14 protein-coding genes are annotated in these 16,270 nt (G+C 72.7%); 7 read left to right on the forward strand and 7 right to left on the reverse strand.

The genetic code is table 11. The features are described from left to right. Nucleotides 1–104: 104 nt before the first annotated feature. From AC0680_RS25125 to AC0680_RS25135, 3 genes are all read right to left on the reverse strand, one after another. Nucleotides 105–710 carry a TetR/AcrR family transcriptional regulator gene (locus AC0680_RS25125; RefSeq protein WP_478632636.1) on the reverse strand — a complete coding sequence of 202 codons (606 nt, stop codon included), beginning with the start codon at nucleotides 708–710 and terminating at the stop codon, nucleotides 105–107. A 27-nt stretch (nucleotides 711–737) separates the two neighbouring features. Next, complete coding sequence (locus AC0680_RS25130) at nucleotides 738–2,399, reverse strand: AMP-binding protein (protein ID WP_478632637.1); 1,662 nt, start codon at nucleotides 2,397–2,399, stop codon at nucleotides 738–740. Nucleotides 2,400–2,517: 118 nt separating this feature from the next. After that, nucleotides 2,518–3,288 (reverse strand): SDR family oxidoreductase, encoded by a 771-nt coding sequence (locus tag AC0680_RS25135; RefSeq protein WP_478632639.1) that lies wholly within the window; start codon nucleotides 3,286–3,288, stop codon nucleotides 2,518–2,520. Nucleotides 3,289–3,547: 259 nt separating this feature from the next. Here AC0680_RS25135 and AC0680_RS25140 point away from each other — a divergent pair, with 259 nt between their 5' ends. Beyond that, nucleotides 3,548–4,831 (forward strand): exo-beta-N-acetylmuramidase NamZ family protein, encoded by a 1,284-nt coding sequence (locus AC0680_RS25140; RefSeq protein ID WP_478632642.1) that lies wholly within the window; start codon nucleotides 3,548–3,550, stop codon nucleotides 4,829–4,831. Here AC0680_RS25140 and AC0680_RS25145 read toward each other — a convergent pair. Then, complete coding sequence (locus AC0680_RS25145; RefSeq protein ID WP_478632645.1) at nucleotides 4,828–5,307, reverse strand: YfbM family protein; 480 nt, start codon at nucleotides 5,305–5,307, stop codon at nucleotides 4,828–4,830. The two genes, AC0680_RS25140 and AC0680_RS25145, sit on opposite strands and share 4 nt — an antisense overlap. A 208-nt stretch (nucleotides 5,308–5,515) precedes the next feature. Between AC0680_RS25145 and AC0680_RS25150 the strand changes: the two genes are divergently transcribed. Next, nucleotides 5,516–6,829: an MFS transporter gene (locus tag AC0680_RS25150; protein ID WP_478632940.1), complete on the forward strand. Its 1,314-nt coding sequence runs from the start codon at nucleotides 5,516–5,518 to the stop codon at nucleotides 6,827–6,829. 27 nt (nucleotides 6,830–6,856) lie between these two features. Here AC0680_RS25150 and AC0680_RS25155 read toward each other — a convergent pair whose 3' ends face one another. Continuing rightward, on the reverse strand, nucleotides 6,857–7,879 hold the full coding sequence (locus tag AC0680_RS25155) for a LysR family transcriptional regulator (RefSeq protein ID WP_478632647.1): 1,023 nt from the start codon (nucleotides 7,877–7,879) through the stop codon (nucleotides 6,857–6,859). A 147-nt stretch (nucleotides 7,880–8,026) separates the two neighbouring features. Further along, nucleotides 8,027–10,846: a penicillin acylase family protein gene (locus AC0680_RS25160; protein ID WP_478632650.1), complete on the reverse strand. Its 2,820-nt coding sequence runs from the start codon at nucleotides 10,844–10,846 to the stop codon at nucleotides 8,027–8,029. 255 nt (nucleotides 10,847–11,101) lie between these two features. Between AC0680_RS25160 and AC0680_RS25165 the strand changes: the two genes are divergently transcribed. From AC0680_RS25165 to AC0680_RS25185, 5 genes are all read left to right on the forward strand, one after another. Further along, a complete protein-coding gene (locus AC0680_RS25165; RefSeq protein ID WP_478632653.1) occupies nucleotides 11,102–11,716 on the forward strand; it encodes a hypothetical protein in 615 nt (204 codons plus the stop codon). Nucleotides 11,717–11,811: 95 nt separating this feature from the next. Beyond that, nucleotides 11,812–12,543, forward strand: coding sequence for a 3-keto-5-aminohexanoate cleavage protein (locus AC0680_RS25170; protein ID WP_478632656.1), 732 nt, complete (start codon nucleotides 11,812–11,814; stop codon nucleotides 12,541–12,543). A 22-nt stretch (nucleotides 12,544–12,565) separates the two neighbouring features. Further along, nucleotides 12,566–13,969 (forward strand): OFA family MFS transporter, encoded by a 1,404-nt coding sequence (locus AC0680_RS25175; protein ID WP_478632659.1) that lies wholly within the window; start codon nucleotides 12,566–12,568, stop codon nucleotides 13,967–13,969. Beyond that, nucleotides 13,966–14,079 carry an MFS transporter small subunit gene (locus tag AC0680_RS25180; protein WP_478632662.1) on the forward strand — a complete coding sequence of 38 codons (114 nt, stop codon included), beginning with the start codon at nucleotides 13,966–13,968 and terminating at the stop codon, nucleotides 14,077–14,079. The genes AC0680_RS25175 and AC0680_RS25180 overlap by 4 nt, the downstream gene beginning before the upstream one ends. A gap of 93 nt (nucleotides 14,080–14,172) precedes the next feature. Continuing rightward, complete coding sequence (locus tag AC0680_RS25185; RefSeq protein WP_478632665.1) at nucleotides 14,173–15,615, forward strand: amidase; 1,443 nt, start codon at nucleotides 14,173–14,175, stop codon at nucleotides 15,613–15,615. A 54-nt stretch (nucleotides 15,616–15,669) separates the two neighbouring features. On the opposite strand, the gene soxR is transcribed toward AC0680_RS25185, so the two are convergent. Further along, nucleotides 15,670–16,224 (reverse strand): redox-sensitive transcriptional activator SoxR, encoded by a 555-nt coding sequence (gene soxR / locus AC0680_RS25190; protein ID WP_478632668.1) that lies wholly within the window; start codon nucleotides 16,222–16,224, stop codon nucleotides 15,670–15,672. Nucleotides 16,225–16,270 lie beyond the last annotated feature (46 nt).

The following is a 16,270-nucleotide window of genomic DNA, read 5'->3' on the forward strand; positions in this document are numbered from 1 at the left end:
CCCCCCCCCCCCCCCCCCCCCCCCCCCCCCCCCCCCCCCCCCCCCCCCCCCCCCCCCCCCCCCCCCCCCCCCCCCCCCCCCCCCCCCCCGCCGTCCGTCGTTTCTCAGGGCCGCAGGGCGCGCAGCAGGAGGTCCGCCAGGTGGTCGGCGACCTGCTGGGGGCTGAGCGGGCCGTCCTCGCGGTACCACGTGCCGAGGTGGTGCACCGAGCCGAAGTGGTAGTCCACGACGAGGTCGGCGGGGATCCCGGCGGCGAACACCCCGGCGCGCTGGCCCTCCTCGATCAGGGCCCGGAAGCGCTCGTGGTAGCGCCGCCGCTCGGCGCGCACCTGCTTGTCCTTCTCCGGGCTGAGGTGGTGCATCGAGCGAAAGAAGATCTTGGTGTCGTCGAGGTTCTCGATGGTGGTGACGACGACGTCGGCGGCGGCGTCGCGCAGCCGCCGCTCGACGGGCGCGTCGGCGTCCGCGAAGTGGTCCAGACGCTCCTGCTGGAGCCGCAGGACCCGGCCGTAGACCTCGTGCAGCAGATCGTCCTTGGAGCCGAAGTAGTGGTACAGGGCGCCCTTGGTGACGCCCGCCGCGTCGACGATCTCCTGGACGGAGGTGCGGTCATAGCCCTGCTCCGCGAAGAGCTTGGTGGCGGTGGCCAGCAGCCTCTGGGCCACCGGCTTCGCGCCGCCGTTGCCGTTGCCGTCCTTCGTGCCGGCCATCGCCCTCACCTGTCCTTCGTGCGTACGTCATGCGCGGTGGCGCAGCTCCCGTCGGAGGATCTTGCCACTCGTGGTCTTGGGAAGCTCTGCCAGGATCTCCACCTCACGGGGATATTTGTACGCCGCGAGCCGCTCCTTGCAGTAGGCGGACAGCTCGGCGGGGTCCAGATCCTGCCCCGGACGCAGGCTGACATACGCCTTGACCGTCTCGCCCCGGTAGGGGTCGGGCACACCGACGACCGCCGCCTCGCGCACCGCGGGGTGGCCGTAGAGCACGTCCTCGACCTCCCGCGGCCACACCTTGAAGCCGGCCGCGTTGATCATGTCCTTCTTGCGGTCGACGACGTACAGCCAGCCGTCGGTGTCCATGAAGCCGATGTCGCCGGTGCGCAGTTCGCCGTCCGGGAGGGCCTCGGCGGTGGCGTCGGGGCGGCGCCAGTAGCCGGGGACGACCTGGGGGCCGCGCACCGCGATCTCGCCCTGCTCGCCGAACGGCAGGTCCCGGCCGTCCTCGCCGACGATCCGGACGACCGTGTCGGGGCCGGGCACCCCGACGGCGAGCGTGCCGGAGACCTCGTCGACCGGCGCCTGCCTGCCCGGCGGGACGCTGGCGCAGGGCGCGGTGCACTCGGTCAGGCCGTAGCCGTTGTGGAGGTACGGGCCGAAGCCGGTCCGGAACTTCTCGACGAGGGCGGGCGGCAGCGGCGCGCCGCCGGAGGACATCGTGGTGAAGGACGCGAAGTGGTCGCGGGTGACGCCGGGGTGGGCCATCAGCGCCATGTAGGCGGTGGAGGGGCCGACCGTGTAGGCGGGGCGGTGCTCCAGGAAGGCGTCCAGGACGACGCCCGCCTCGAAGCGGTAGGCCAGCGCGAGGGTGCCGGTGTTGGCGATGCAGGCGGCCAGTTCGCAGACCATGCCGGTGATGTGGAAGAGCGGGGCGAGCGCGAAGTAGGTGGCGCCCTCGGGCAGGCTCAGGCCGGTGCGCTGGCGTTCGGCGTTGTAGGTGATGTTGCCGTGGGTGTTGGTGGCGCCCTTGGGGGTACCGCTGGTGCCGGAGGTGTAGCTGATCAGCGCGAGGTCGTCGGCGGTGAGTTCCGGGTCGGCCAGGGCCGCGCGCAGCCTCCCGGCGGTGCGGGCGGCGGTCAGCAGGTCGTCGGCCCCTTCCTGCGGCCCGAGCGGCTCGCCGCGCAGCACCCGGGCGTCGTCCCGGGTCTGCAGCTCCCGCTCGCAGGCGGTCAGCGCGATCCGTACGGACGGGGCCTCGGCGGCGGTGGCGCGCAGATAGCCGTCCCAGGTGCGGTCGGCACAGATGACGGCGGTGGCCTCGGAGTCGTCCAGGATGTGCCGCGCCTCGGCGGACTTGTACATGGGGTTGAGGGGCACGACCACCCCGCCGGCCTTCCACACGCCGAGCACCGCGAGCACGAAGTGCGGGGTGTTCTGGAGCATGACCGCGGCCCGGTCGCCGCGCCGGAAACCGCGCCCGGCGAGGTGGGCGGCGATGCCGTCGGAGAGCGCGTCGGTCTCGGCGTAGGACAGCCGGCCGTCGAAGTAGGCGAGCGCGGTGCGGTCGGGGGCGCGGCCGACCGCGGCCCGGAAGGCGTGCAGCATCGAGGGGTGCGGCCGGGCGGGGGCGCGCTGGGCTTCGGTGAGCTGTGCCAGCCACGGCTTGTCCTGGTAGGAGGTCATCGGGGTGCGGCCCTTTCTTCCTGATCGCCTGATCATCCCTGCGGGGGAACACCTGGGGTGACGCGGGGTGGCGGCCCGGGCCCGGCCGGCCCGCCACCCGTTCCTGCCGGAGAACGGCTCAGGCGCGGCCCTCCGCCTGTTCCAGTTTCCGCTGGAGGTGGTTCATACCGCCCAGCCAGCGGTCGGGGTCGGCGGCCCGGGCGGCGTAGTAGTCCGCGACCTCCGGGTGCGGCAGCACCAGGAAGCGGTGCTGCTCCATCGCCGCGAAGAGCGCGTCGGCGACGTCCGCGGGCTCGACGGCCGTGGGGGTCAGCACCAGCTCCCCGGCGGCTCCGGTGGCGGCGAGCATGTCGGTGCGCACGCCCTGGGGGCAGATGGCGTGCACGTCGATGCCGCGGTGCCGGTAGGTCAGCGAGAGCCACTCGGCGAAGGCGTACGCGCCGTGCTTGGTGACGCTGTACGGGGCCGCCTCGACCATGGTCAGCAGGCCGGCCGCGGAGACGGTGGAGACGAAGCGCCCGTGACCGCGCTCCAGCCACTCCGGCAGCAGCTCCTTCGCCGCCCGTACATGGGCCATGACATTGACGTCCCAGGCCAGCGCCCAGTCCTCCTCGGGCGCGTCGGGTCCGCCGCCGGTGCCGACCCCGGCGTTGGCGCAGAAGACGTCGATCGCGCCGCCGAGCGCCTCGCGGGCGGCGGGGACGACGGTGGAGGCGTCACCGGGGACCACGAGGGCGCCGATCTCCTCGGCGGTCTGCTTCGCCTTGGCCTCGTCCAGGTCGTTGACCACGACCCGGGCCCCCTCGGCGGCGAACCGGCGGGCCAGGGCGGCGCCGATCCCCCCGCCCGCCCCGGTCACGACGACGGCCTTGTCCCGTACGGCTTCCACTGCTGGGTCTCCCTCGGTCGCATCGGTTCGACTGACAGGCAGACTAACCAGTCGGTATGTCCTGGCGGAAGAGGCCGTCCCCGGCTCTCGGCTCCTCCCCCGCTCTCGACTTCGCTCGACCGGGGGGACCCCCATGAGCGGGAAGCCCCCCTCGCCGCGGCCCGGTCCGTTCCCCAACGGCGCCCGGCGGGCTAGCGTGCACCCGGCACGCATCGCTTGTTCCCTGCTCCCCTGCACTGCTGGACACGGAGGTGTGCGGATGGCTCTGTCGAGACGCGTTCTGCTCGGGCATCTGGCGGCGACCGGCGCGGCCGGCACGGCCCTGGCCGCGGCCGCGCCCCCCGCACGGGCCGCCGAGCCGGCGCCCGGCGGCGGGCGGCGGGTGCACACCGGCTTCGAGCGCCTGGCCGCCGACGGCTACCGCCTCCTGGACGGCCGGCGGGTCGGCATCGTCACCAACCCCACCGGCATCACCCGGACGGCCGAGCACATCGTGGACGTCCTGCACGCCGACGAACGGGTGCGGCTGACCGCCGTCTTCGGCCCCGAGCACGGCTTCCGCGGCACCGCGCAGGCGGGCGGCTCCGAGGGCCGCTACGACGATCCGGCCACCGGGCTGCCGGTCTACGACACCTACAACAAGAGCGGCAAGGAACTCGCCGCCGTCTTCACCGCCTCCGGCGTGGACACCGTCGTCTTCGACATCCAGGACGTCGGCGCGCGCTTCTACACCTACATCTGGACGCTCTACGACTGCATGGTCGCGGCCGTCCTCGCCGGTAAGCGCTTCGTCGTCCTCGACCGCCCGAACCCGGTCACCGGCCGCTTCGCCGCCGGCCCGGTACTGGACAAGGCCTACGCCTCCTTCGTCGGCCGCGAGCCGATCTCCCAGGCGCACGGCATGACGGTGGTCGAACTGGCGCTGCTGTTCAACGGCGAGTTCGTCCCCGCGGCCGCCGGACGGCCGGTGGAGCTTCAGACCGTGCGGATGACCGGCTGGCGGCGCGGCGACTTCTACGACGCCACGGGCCTGCCGTGGGTACCCCCGAGCCCCAACATGCCCACACCGGACACCGCCCTCGTCTACGCGGGCACCTGCCTGTTCGAGGGCACCAACCTCTCCGAGGGGCGCGGCACCACCCGCCCCTTCGAGCTGCTGGGCGCCGACGGCATCGACCGCCGCTGGGCCGCGGCCGCGAACGAACTCGCCCTGCCCGGAGTGCACTTCAGGGAGGCCTACTTCGCCCCCACCTTCTCCAAGTTCCAGGGGAAGACGATCGGCGGCGTCCAGCTCCATGTGCACGACCGGGAGGCGTTCGACCCGGTGCGCACCGGCATCGCGCTGCTGGTGACCGCGCAGCGGGTCTGGGACGGCTTCGCCTGGCGCCCGGACCACGGCATCGACCGGCTGACCGGGTCGTCGACCGTGCGCAGGATGATCGACGCGGGCGCGGAGCCGGACGAGATCGTCGCCGCCTGGCAGGCGGATCTCGTCGAGTTCCGCGCCGTACGCGCCCGCTATCTTCGCTATCCCTCGCGCTAGAAGCTGAAGCTCATGAACGCCCCGTAGCCACCCTCGGCCGCCTCGGAGAAGAAGGTGACGAGTTCCTCGTAGGCGCTCTTCAGCCACTCCAGCTCGCCCTCGGGGTCGAAGCTCCACACGTTGGGGTACACGCCCTCCTTCGTCATCCGCTCCGGGTCGTAATGGGCCGCCAGTTCCTCCCACGGGGTCGCCCGCAGCTGCCGTGCCAGGCTCTCGATCTGCTCGGCGGACCACCCGAACAGGGTGCCGTCCTCCAGAATCGGGGAGCCGTCCATCAGGAAGTCCAGATACACGTCCGTCTCGTCGAGCAGGAACTGGAGGCCGCCCCACGCCTTGTCCGGCCCGCCGTGGGGACGCGTCGGGAAGTCCTCGTCGTCGTACAGCTCGAAGGTGTACTCGTCGGCCCAACCCGGGTCCTTCTCCGCCCTGTCCAGCTCCTCCGTGGTCGCGCTGATGAACCCGATGGTCACGCCCATGGCGCCAATCCCCCTTGATGTACGGCGTGTTCGAACCTCTTCTCGAACACGTCGGCGAGTGTTCCACACGGCACTGACAACGGACCGCGCTCGCCGGCGAGCGCCGCCGCGCGCGGTCCGTCTCAGGGTCCGGGACGACGCGTTTCGACTATTGACTGTCCAGTACACCGACCAGGAAAGTGCGCTGGTGAGCAATGACGCGACAGCAGTGCAGAAGACGGCGGCCGGTACGCCGGCGGCGGACGGTGCGGACGCCGGGGGCGAGAGCCTGCGGCGGGTGGCCGTGGCCTCGTTCATCGGGACGGCCATCGAGTTCTACGACTTCTACATCTACGGGACGGCCGCCGCGCTCGTCCTCAACCAGGCGTTCTTTCCGACCCTCTCGCCGGTCAACGCCACCCTGGCGGCCTTCTCCACCTACGCGGTGGCGTTCGCCGCCCGGCCGCTCGGGTCGGTGGTCTTCGGCCACTTCGGTGACCGGGTGGGCCGCAAGTCCGTGCTGGTCGCCTCGCTGCTGCTGATGGGGCTGTCCACGGCGCTGGTCGGACTGCTGCCGGGCTACGCCACCTGGGGCGTCTGGGCGCCGCTGCTGCTGATCGCGCTGCGCTTCCTGCAGGGCATCGGCCTGGGCGGCGAGTGGGGCGGGGCCGCGCTGCTCGCGGTCGAGCACGCGCCGCGCAGGCGCCGCGGGCTGTACGCCGCCTTCCCGCAGCTCGGCCCGTCCGTCGGATTCCTCGCGGCGACCGGGGTGTTCTGGCTGCTGTCGTCCGTGCTGGACGACGCGGCGTTCCGCTCGTGGGGCTGGCGGGTGCCGTTCCTGCTGTCGTTCCTGCTGGTCGGCGTCGGGCTGTTCGTGCGGCTGAAGATCAGCGAGACGCCGGTGTTCGCGAAGGTGATGGACGCTCAGGAGGCCAGCCGGGTCCCCGTGGTCGACGTGCTGCGCCGGCATCCGCGCGAACTGCTGCTGGGCGCGGGCGGCATGGTCGTGGCGTACGGGCTCTTCTACACCGCGACGACCTACTGCCTGTCCTACGCGACCGGCGAGCTGGGCGTCTCCCGCAACACCATGCTGGGGCTGTCCCTGATCGCCTGCCTCTTCCTGGCCGCCGGCACCTGGCTCGCCGCCACCCGCTCCGACAGCGCCGGCCGCCGCAGGCTGGTCCTGGCGGGCAGCGGCCTGTCGGTGCTCTGGGGACTGGTTCTCTTCCCGCTGCTGGACACCCGGCAGCCGGCGCTGATCGCGCTCGGCCTCGGCGGCGCGCTGTTCTGCATGGGCGTGGTGTACGGCCCGATGGGCGCGTACCTGCCGGAGCTGTTCGGTACGGCGGTGCGGTACTCGGGCGCCTCCCTGGCCTACAACCTGGGCGGGGTGCTGGGCGGCGCGGTGGCGCCCCTGGTCGCCACCCGGCTCCAGTCGGAGTTCGGCTCCGCGTCGGTGGGCTGGTACGTGAGCGCCATGGCGGTCGTCTCCCTGGTGTGCGTCCTGGCGCTGCCGGAGACCCGGGAGCGGGAGCTGTCCTGAGGGCCCGGCGCCGAAGCCCCCGCGGGCTCACGAGCTGAGCCACCACCGGCCGCTCTCCCTCGACAGCGCGTCCCACAGGAGGTTGAGGGGGTGTCCGGGCGGATACGACGCCCGCTCCCCGCGCCGGGTGAAGACGCCGACCAGCACCTCGGTCCGGGGCTCCGCCTCCCCGACGATCTCCAGGGTGCGCAGTCCGCCGGCCTCCGGGAGGCGGCCGTCCGCGGCCGCCTCCCCGATGCCCCGGGTGACCAGCATCGCCCCGCTGACGACCCCGGAGCGCAGCAGCTCGAAGCCGTAGTGCGCGGCCTCGATCTCGGCCGCGATGGTCAGCCGCTGGCGGTAGTCGGGGCCGTACCACGCGGTCAGGAACCGGCCGATGAGGCCGCGCGCCGAGATCACCAGGGGCAGCCGGGGCAGCTCGCACGCGCCGAGGGAGGTGCCGGGCAGCTGCTCCGGCGGCAGGTTCGTCAGCAGCGACAGACCGCTGCGGCGCCACTCCATGACCTCGTACGGGGCCAGCAGTTCGGCCTCCTCGCCTTCCGTGACCACGACGCTGCCGCAGACCAGGTCGAGTTCCTTGGACCGCAGTTTGGTGAAGAGGTCGCCGGTGCGGACGTGGGTGACCTTGAGGTCGACACCGTCGCGTTCGTAGTCCTCGCGGACGCGTTCCACCGCGTCCAGCAGGAAGCCGAGGGTGTAGCGGGTGGTGCCGACGGAGAGCGTCCTGCCGAGCCGGCGGCGGGCGCCCTGCACGCCGTCCGACCACGCGCCGAGCGTGCGCCGCGCCAGGTCGACCAGCGCCTCGCCGGTCGCGGTGAACAGGGCGTCCCTCCCCCGGCCCTGTTTGAGCACCAGCTCCTCGCCGCACAGTGCGGCGAAGGTGCGGTTCATCCTGTCCAGCTGCTTTTGCACGCTGGACTGTTCGCGGCCCAGCCGGCGCGCGGCGCCCAGCGCGGTGCCCGTCTCATGGACGACGATCAGTGTGCGCAGCTGGTCCATGGTGGTGTCCAGCAGCTCCGGTGGGTACTGCTGCGGACCTGACGAGGCCATGCGCGCCCAACTCGCTTTCCCTCCCCGGAAATCAGGACTGTGCAGCATAGCCCGCGCGCCCGTGCGAAGGCCCCGGGGTCCCACCCCGGGGCCTTCGCCTGCCGGCGACCGGTGTCCGGTAGCCGCCTACCGGTGTCCGGTACCCGACTATCGGTGTGCCGGGAACTCCACGACCTGCTGGTACGTCGGCCGGTTCTGCCAGCTGATGGTGTCGTGGGTCAGCCCGCCCACCGCGCGGTGGATGATGGCGTCGGCGCACCACTGGTCGCCGGGCTTGCAGCTCGCGTCGCCCGGGTAGACCTGCTCGGCCGTCTTGCCGCTCGCCTGCGCGAGCGTGGCCAGGAGGGTGTCGCGGCAGGCGGAGAGGTCGCCGCCGCCGCAGTAGCGCTTGGCGAGCGGGCCCCGGACCTTGTCACCGAGCGCCGAGCGCAGGTCCTTGTCCGCGTAGCTCCACCAGCCGTACTGGAAGGCCGATCCGGCGTGGCCCCCGGTCGGGCCGTGGCCGGCCGACGGCGACTCGTCGACGGCGAGGTTGGCGCCCAGCGCGTCGTACAGGTCGCCGCCCAGGCCCGGCTTGAAGACGGCCTCGATCATCAGCGGCCACCAGGCGTCCATCAGCCGGACCGCGTCGGGGTGGGTGTAGGTGTGCGAGCCGGCGGCGGTCTCGCGACGCTGGGCGCCGTCCTTGTGCCAGGCCTGCAGCTGCTGGACCGCGGTCCTCAGCCGGGGGTCGGTGACCGGCTTGCTGCCCAGCACGCGCAGGAGTTCGGGCAGCACGTCCTCGCCGCGCAGGTCGGTGACGGCGGCCTCGGACATCGCCCGGGTCAGCGAGGCCCGGGTCACCCCGCCCTCCTCGGTCAGTGCGCGCACCCGGTCGTCCAGCAGATTGCCGCGGTGCACCGAACCGTTGCCGAAGCCGGCCGAGTCGTAGTCCTCGGCCTGCTTGTTGTTCCAGGAGATGTAGTAGTCCTGGTTGACGGACTGCGGGTGCTGGGCGGGCGGGGTGTAGTCGGTGGTGTTGGTCGCGGGGTCGTAGCCCTGCCACTCGTAGGCGTCGTCCGCCGTGATGGGCAGCGACGGGTCGACGGCGGGGTTGCGCACCGGGTTGAGGCCGCTGTTGTAGTACGCGGTGTCGCGGGAGTCGGCGTAGAACCAGTTGAAGGCGTAGCCGATGTGCTGGGCGGCCTTCTGGAAGGACCTGGCGTCGCGTACGGCGGAGGGGTCGTTGAGCATCTGGAAGCCGATGATCGAGTCGGCCTCGTGGCGGTAGGTGGAGCGCTGGGCGGTGTAGGCGACGGGCTTGCCGCGGACGGTGGCGCGGTGGGTGACGGTCCCGTACTTCGTCCGGAAGACCTGCATCCGGTACGAGCCGGCCGCCGTCGGGTCGGCGATGGTGGGCTTCCAGGAGTTGGTGCGCTCCAGCTTCTCCATGGGGACGCAAGCGCCGCGGTAGCGGTAGGAGGTGGAGTCCTTGGTGGCCGGCGAGCCGTCGGCGTTGCACAGTTCGACCGCGTAGGTGTCGGTGATGTCCTGGCCGGCGGAGGTGGCGCTCCAGGCGTAGTCCTGACCGCGGCCGAGCTGGACGTACATCCCGACGCCCGCGAAGGAGGCGCCGCGGGCGCTGATGCCGGGCCCCTGGATCTCCTGGAGCATCAGCAGCTGGGGCGCGAAGTAGCCGGTCTGCGGGCCGAATACGGCGACCGGGTGCCCGCTCGCGGTGTGCTTGCCGGAGACCAGCAGGGCGTTGGACATCCCGCGGCGCTGGTTGGGGTTGAAGCTACCCTTGGGCAGCACCCCGTCCTTGAACAGGCCCTCCAGCTTGCGGAACTTCCTCGGGGCCGCGACCGGGTCCCGGGGCGGTGTACCGCTCTTGGTGGTCGCCGCGCCGGTGCGGTCGAAGACCAGCGGCTCGGGGGTGACCGAGCCGCGGTCCGGCAGCGCCGTGCCCTTGGCCCTGGCCGGCTTGACGGCGTACGGGAAGCTGCTGCCGTCGTGCAGGGTCTTGGCCGCCTCGGGATCGTTGCGCTCCCGGAAGGACTCCCAGACCTCGGTGCCCTTCTCGACGCCGTACTTCTGCTGGGCGGCGAGCAGGGACAGGGCGTTGGTGACCTCCCCGCCGCCGCCGTTGCCGAAGAGGCCGCCGACCACGGAGGCCAGCGCTATCAGGTCGGTGAGCTTGAACGGCGCGATCTCACCGGCGTTGGTGATCGCGTCGATATGTCCGGTGAGGACGTACTCGCCGGGGAAGTAGCGGCCGTTCTTGGACTGCTCGCGGTAGGCGTTGATGCCGTCGACGTAGGCCTGCGCGTCGGCCATGGCCTGCTTGCCGCGCTCGCCGTTGTGGTCCCTGATGTAGTCGACCTGCCGCTGGAGGTCCTGCTCGGTGTACGGCGCCTGCGGCCAGAACTGCTGCTCCAGGCCCTGGTTGGCGAGGGCGCCGCCGGCGAAGGAGGTCAGCTCGCCGCGGCCGATGTGGCGGAAGAGGTCCATCAGCCAGAGCCGGTCCTGGCCCGCGGCGTATCCGGCGCCGAATTCGGTGCCGTAGCGGGTGGTGCCCTTGATGTGCGGGACGCCGGTCTTCTTGTCGCGGGTGATGGTCACGTCGTCGCGGGGCGCGGTGACCTTGCCGACCTGGCCGTCGGGGACGCCGAAGGAGGCGTCGTTGAAGAACTGGGTGAGGGTGTCGTCGGTGAGCGACTGGTAGCCACTGGCCAGCGCGCCGTACGGGGCGAGTTGGTCGGTGGAGTGCGCGGGGTGGGTGCCGAACAGCTTGTTGCCGAGGATCTCCACCAGGGTGGCGTTGCCGGTGGCGCCGGGCGGCAGGATGTCGGCGCACTGGCTTTCGCAGTAATCGTGGTCGGGGTGCGGCGCGGCGGCCGCGGTGGGGGGTGGTGCCAAGACCGTGGCACCCAAGGCGAACAGGGCCGCCGCCGCGGCGGTCCTGAGCCTTCCGGTACGTCGTCGCATCCCTGCTCCTCGATGGGGTCCCCCCTGCTCCTCACGAACTCGGGGGAGGGTGGGCGGGACGTTACCGGCGGTTATCCCCGGCCGGAAGGTGAACAACAGTCACTTTTTCCAATTCCCCACAGACGCAACGGCCGCCACTGTGGTGACATCTCGCCGTGACACCGGCGAAACGCACAAAAGTTCGATGGATCCAGACGTCGGCCGACTACGTCCCATCCCCGTCCAGTCGGATCCTCCCCCCGGAGGTGGGATGAAATGGCCGGTTTCAGAGCCCTCGCAGAACAGGTCCGCAATCCACGACTCGTCGCAGCTCAGCGACGTACCGCCCTGCGCAAGTGCCTTGAACGCTTCGCCCCTTACGGACACCGGGCGACCTGGCACCATCTGTGCACCCGGGCCGGTATCGCGACCCAGGACCGCGATCCGGACCCGGAGCGGCTGGTCGCCGCGCTGACCGAGCTGGAAGAGGCCCGCACCCTCTGGCTCGCGTACGAGGAGGAGTTCGCCGCCCGGCGCCGCAAGGAGAAGCACGACGGCATCCGTCAGCCCAGCGCGATCGACGACTGGCACCGGCGGACGTGGGGCGGCTGCGACATCGTGCCGTGCGAGTCACCGCAACGGCACCCGGCGGCCCGGCTCGCGGAGGTGCTGCGCCGCATGATCGTGGCGATGGAGGCGGGACGGCCGCGCCGGGACTGCCCGGTGTGCGGCGGCACGCGCTTCGCCTGGCTCCCGGAGACCGCCGACGTCCCGGCGCCCGGGCCGGCCTGCCGCCAGTGCGGGGTGCTGGCCCCGGCCTCGGTGCTCACCCGTGAGGCGCTGACCTCGGCGGTACGCGCCCAGGGTGCGGGGGCCTTCGCCGCGGCCTGAGCCCGGCGGCCGTCACCGCTTGCCGGCGCAGGAGCGCCCCGGTCCGAACACCACGGCCGGAGTCGTTGTCGGACCCCGGTGCCATCATCGAAGGCATGTTGCAGGTATGTCTCAACGGACCGCGGACCGCGGCCGATTCGGGCGCGGTGCCGATGTCACCGGCGGCGCTCGCCGAGGCGGCGCGGCAGGCGGTGGCGGCCGGCGCCGAGGACGTCCATGTCCACCCCAAGACCCCGTGCGGCCGGGACTCCCTCTCGCCGCGCGTGGTCGGCCCCGCCCTGGAGGCCGTCCGGGCGGTGGTGGACGTCCCGGTGGGCGTGACGACCGGAGCCTGGACCGAGCCGGATCTCCCCCACCGCCGGGTGGAGAGGATCAGGTCCTGGACGGTGCTGCCCGATCACGCCTCGGTGAACTGGCACGAGGAGGGCTCCGAGGCGGTCGCCACGGCCCTGCTGGAGCGCGGTGTCGGTGTCGAGGCCGGCCTCTGGTCGGGCACCGACGGGGTGCGGCGCTTCGCCCGCTCACCGCTCGCGCCACGGGTGCTGCGGGTGCTGGCCGAAGTGACCGACCCCGACGCCCGGTCCGCGCGGGGCACCGCGCGCCGGCTGCTCGCCGCGCTGGCCGGAGTCCCGCACGGCCGCCCGGTGCTGCTGCACGGCGCGGACGGCGGCGCCTGGCCGGTGCTGCGGCTCGCCGCCGAACTGGGCCTGCACACACGCATCGGCATCGAGGACACCCTCCTGATGCCCGACGGCACCCCGGCCGACGGCAACGCCGCATTGGTGCGCGCCGCGGCGACTTCGGCGTGCGGCCTTCCCGGAGGGTGACCGGCGAGGTACGTTCCGCCACATGATCGCGCCCGCCCGTTCCCGCATCGTCGCGCCTTCGGGGTGGAGCCGGTGGCTCGTCCCGCCCGCCGCCCTGTCCATCCATCTCGCCATCGGACAGGCCTACGCCTGGAGCGTGTTCAAACCGCCCCTGGAGTCCGCCCTGAAGCTGTCCGGGACGGCCTCCGCGCTCCCCTTCCAGCTGGCCATCGTGATGCTCGGGCTGTCCGCGGCGTTCGGGGGCACGCTCGTCGAACGCAACGGCCCGCGCTGGGCGATGTGCGTGTCGGCCCTCTGCTTCTGCGGCGGCTTACTCGTCGCCGCCCTCGGCGCGGCCACCGGCCGGTACTGGCTGATCGTCCTCGGTTACGGCTTCATCGGCGGCATCGGACTGGGCATCGGCTACATCTCCCCCGTCTCCACCCTCATCAAGTGGTTCCCCGACCGCCCCGGAATGGCCACCGGCATCGCCATCATGGGCTTCGGCGGCGGCGCGCTGATCGCCTCGCCCTGGTCCGTCCGGCTGCTCGCCGCCCTGGGTTCCGATGCGTCCGGAATCGCGCGGACCTTCCTGGTCATGGGCCTGGCCTACGCCGTGTTCATGTCCCTGGGCGTGGTGCTGGTGCGGGTCCCCGCCGACGACTGGCGGCCGCCGGGCCGCCCGGCCGCGGCCGCCTCGGCGGCCCGGCCGCTGGTCACCACGGCCCAGGTGTCGGCCCGCGGCGCGCTGCGCACCCCGCAGTTCTGGTGCCTGTGGGTCATCCTGTGCATGAACGTCACGGCAGGCATCGGCATCCTGGAGAAGGCCGCCCCGATGGTCTCCGACTTCTTCGCCCGCACCGCGGCGCCGGTGAGCGCATCGGCCGCGGCCGGCTTCGTGGGCCTGCTCTCGCTGGCCAACATGCTCGGCCGGATCGTCTGGTCCTCGGCCTCCGACCTGGCCGGCCGCAAGAACGCCTACCGCCTCTACCTGGGCGCCGGCGCCCTGATGTATCTGCTGCTCGCGCTGGCCGGCGATGCTTCCAAGCCGTTGTTCATCGTCTGCGCGGCGGTGATCCTGTCCTTCTACGGCGGCGGATTCGCCACCCTCCCGGCGTATGTGAAGGACCTGTTCGGCACGTTTCAGGTGGGTGCGATCCACGGCCGGCTGCTGACGGCCTGGTCCACCGCGGGCGTGCTGGGCCCGTTGATCGTCAACGCCGTCGCCGACAGCGGGAAGTCGGCCGGCCGCAGCGGCCCCGACCTCTACTCCACCTCCTTCTTCGTCATGATCGGCCTGCTGGCCGTGGGCTTCGCCGCCAACGAACTCATCCGTCCCGTGCACCCCCGCCACCATCAACCCCCCGCGCCCGGCGCCCAGTTGGCCGCCGACGGGCGCGCCGCGTCCGGGCCCGCGCCCGCCGACACGAAGGGAGCCGAGCAGTGACCGCCCGCCGCACCCCCCTCCTCGTCCTCGTCTGGCTGTGGGTGACCGTCCCCTTCCTGTACGGCCTTTACGAACTCACCCTCAAGCTGAAACAACTGTTCACGGGCTGACCACCCGCACCGACAGCGCACCCGGCGCAGGCACCGGCCCTTGCGCCCGTACGGCACCAGGGCCGCGCGGGCACCCGTAGGAGGGAGACGTCCATGGCCGAGCTACACGATCTGTCCGCGCTCGAACAGGCCGAGGGGATCCGGTCCGGTGAGCTCTCCCCCGTGGAGCTGACCGAGCACTACCTGGCGCGGATCGATCGGCTCGACGACACACTGGGCGCCTTCATCACCCGCACCCCGGAGATCGCCCGCAAGCAGGCCGCGGAGGCCGAGAGCGAGGCCGCCGCGGCCCGCCGCGAGGGCCGCGAACTGCCGCCGCTGCACGGCGTCCCGGTCCCCGTGAAGGACCTCCATCATGTCGCCGGGGTGCGCTGCACGATGGGCTCGCGGGCGCTCGCCGAGCATGTGCCGGAGGTCGACCACCATGTCGCGGGCAAGCTGCGGGCGGGCGGCACCGTCCTGCTCGGCAAGACCAACACCCCCGAATTCGGGCTGCCCTGCTACACCGAGAACGGCTTCGCCCCGCCCGCCCGCACCCCCTGGGACCTGGCGCGCTCGGCGGGCGGCTCCAGCGGCGGCGCGGCCGCGGCGGTCGCCGGCGGCCTGGCCCCCGTCGCGCACGGCAGCGACGGCGGCGGCTCGATCCGCATCCCGGCGTCGGCCTGCGGGCTGTACGGCATCAAGCCCAGCCGCGGACGGATCAGCGGCGGCCCGCTGATGCACGACATCACCGGACTGGCGACCTCCGGCCCGCTGGCCCGTACCGTCGCCGACGCGGCCACCCTGCTGGACGTCATGGCGGGCACGATGCCCGGCGACCCGTACGCGGCGCCGATGCTGCCGCCCGGCGAGACCTTCGCCTCGTACGCCCTGCGCGACCCCGGCCGGCTGCGGATCGCCTGCCTGACCGGGGCGCCCATTCCGGGCGTCGAGGTCCACCCCGACTGCCGCACGGCCGCCGACGACACCGCCGCGCTGCTGACCGGGCTCGGCCACGAGGTCGAGCGGCTGTCACTGCCGTCGGACGACTCGATCCGCGAGGCCTTCACCCGTGTCTGGTCCGTGATGGCCGCGAGCCAACCGGTCCCGCCGGAGGGCGAGGAGCTGCTGATGCCGCTCACCCGCTATCTGCGCGAGCGCGGCGGCCAGGTCTCCGGCACGGACTTCGCGCGCTCGATGTACGCCTTCCGCATGCTCGCCCAGTCCCTCGCCGACGGCCTGATGCCGCCGGGCACCGGCTACGACGTGATCCTCTCACCGACCCTGGCGACGCCCCCGGTGGCCGTCGGCGAGCTGCGCAACGACGCCGACCCGCAGGCGGAGTTCGCCGCCCTCGGGTCCTTCACCCCGTTCACCGCGCTCTGCAACGCCACCGGCCAGCCCGCGGTCAACGTCCCGCTGCACTGGAACGCCGAGGGACTGCCGATCGGTGTGATGCTGGCCGGCCGGTACGGCGACGAGGCGACGCTGATCGCGCTCTCCGCCCAGCTGGAGCAGGCCCGCCCGTGGGCGGCCCGCAAGCCGGCCCTGTGGTGAGCGCGGGCTGACCCGTCCGCACCCGTCCCGTGCGTGGGGCGGGCGCGGCCGCGCTCATCCCTGCGTGCCCTCCCGGCACGAGGACGGCACGGCCTCCCGGCGCGGCGACGCCGCCTCCGGCGGGGGCGGTGCGGACTCCGGGTCCTTGGCGCCCCGGTCGACCCGCAGCCGCCGGGCGCCGGGTCCCTGCTCGCCGAGGTTGTCGTAGGGGTTGGACAGCGCGCACCTCTCCAGCGACAGGCAACCGCAGCCGATGCAGTCGGTCAGCCGGTCGCGCAGCTCGACCAGTTGGCTGATCCGCTCGTCCAGCTCGGAGCGCCACACCTGGGAGAGCCGGGCCCAGTCGTCGCGGTTGGGGGTGCGCTCGTCCGGCAGCTCCGCCAGCGCGTCCCGGATCACCGCGAGCGGGATCCCGACCCGCTGCGCCGCCCGGACGAAGGCGACCCGGCGCAGCGCGTCCCGGGAGTAGCGGCGCTGGTTGCCCGCCGTCCGGGTGCTGCTGATCAGCCCCTTGGACTCGTAGAAGTGCAGCGCGGACACCGCGGCGCCGCTGCGCGCGGACAGCTGGCCGACGGAGAGCTCATGAACCTTGAACGGAAGCTGGGGCACGTTTCCACCCTAGCCGCGCAAGCGTTGACAGCGGGTACCCGCACTC

The sequence above is a fragment of the Streptomyces sp. NPDC043738 genome (assembly GCF_056436545.1).

Bases quoted from the DNA above. Each gene is read 5' to 3' on its own strand.
- AC0680_RS25125 (WP_478632636.1), bottom strand. From the start codon at position 710: ATGGCCGGCACGAAGGACGGCAACGGCAACGGCGGCGCGAAGCCGGTG.
- AC0680_RS25130 (WP_478632637.1), bottom strand. From the start codon at position 2,399: ATGACCTCCTACCAGGACAAGCCGTGGCTGGCACAGCTCACCGAAGCC.
- AC0680_RS25140 (WP_478632642.1), top strand. From the start codon at position 3,548: ATGGCTCTGTCGAGACGCGTTCTGCTCGGGCATCTGGCGGCGACCGGC.
- AC0680_RS25145 (WP_478632645.1), bottom strand. From the start codon at position 5,307: ATGGGCGTGACCATCGGGTTCATCAGCGCGACCACGGAGGAGCTGGAC.
- AC0680_RS25155 (WP_478632647.1), bottom strand. From the start codon at position 7,879: ATGGCCTCGTCAGGTCCGCAGCAGTACCCACCGGAGCTGCTGGACACC.
- AC0680_RS25160 (WP_478632650.1), bottom strand. From the start codon at position 10,846: ATGCGACGACGTACCGGAAGGCTCAGGACCGCCGCGGCGGCGGCCCTG.
- AC0680_RS25165 (WP_478632653.1), top strand. From the start codon at position 11,102: ATGGCCGGTTTCAGAGCCCTCGCAGAACAGGTCCGCAATCCACGACTC.
- AC0680_RS25170 (WP_478632656.1), top strand. From the start codon at position 11,812: ATGTTGCAGGTATGTCTCAACGGACCGCGGACCGCGGCCGATTCGGGC.
- AC0680_RS25175 (WP_478632659.1), top strand. From the start codon at position 12,566: ATGATCGCGCCCGCCCGTTCCCGCATCGTCGCGCCTTCGGGGTGGAGC.
- AC0680_RS25185 (WP_478632665.1), top strand. From the start codon at position 14,173: ATGGCCGAGCTACACGATCTGTCCGCGCTCGAACAGGCCGAGGGGATC.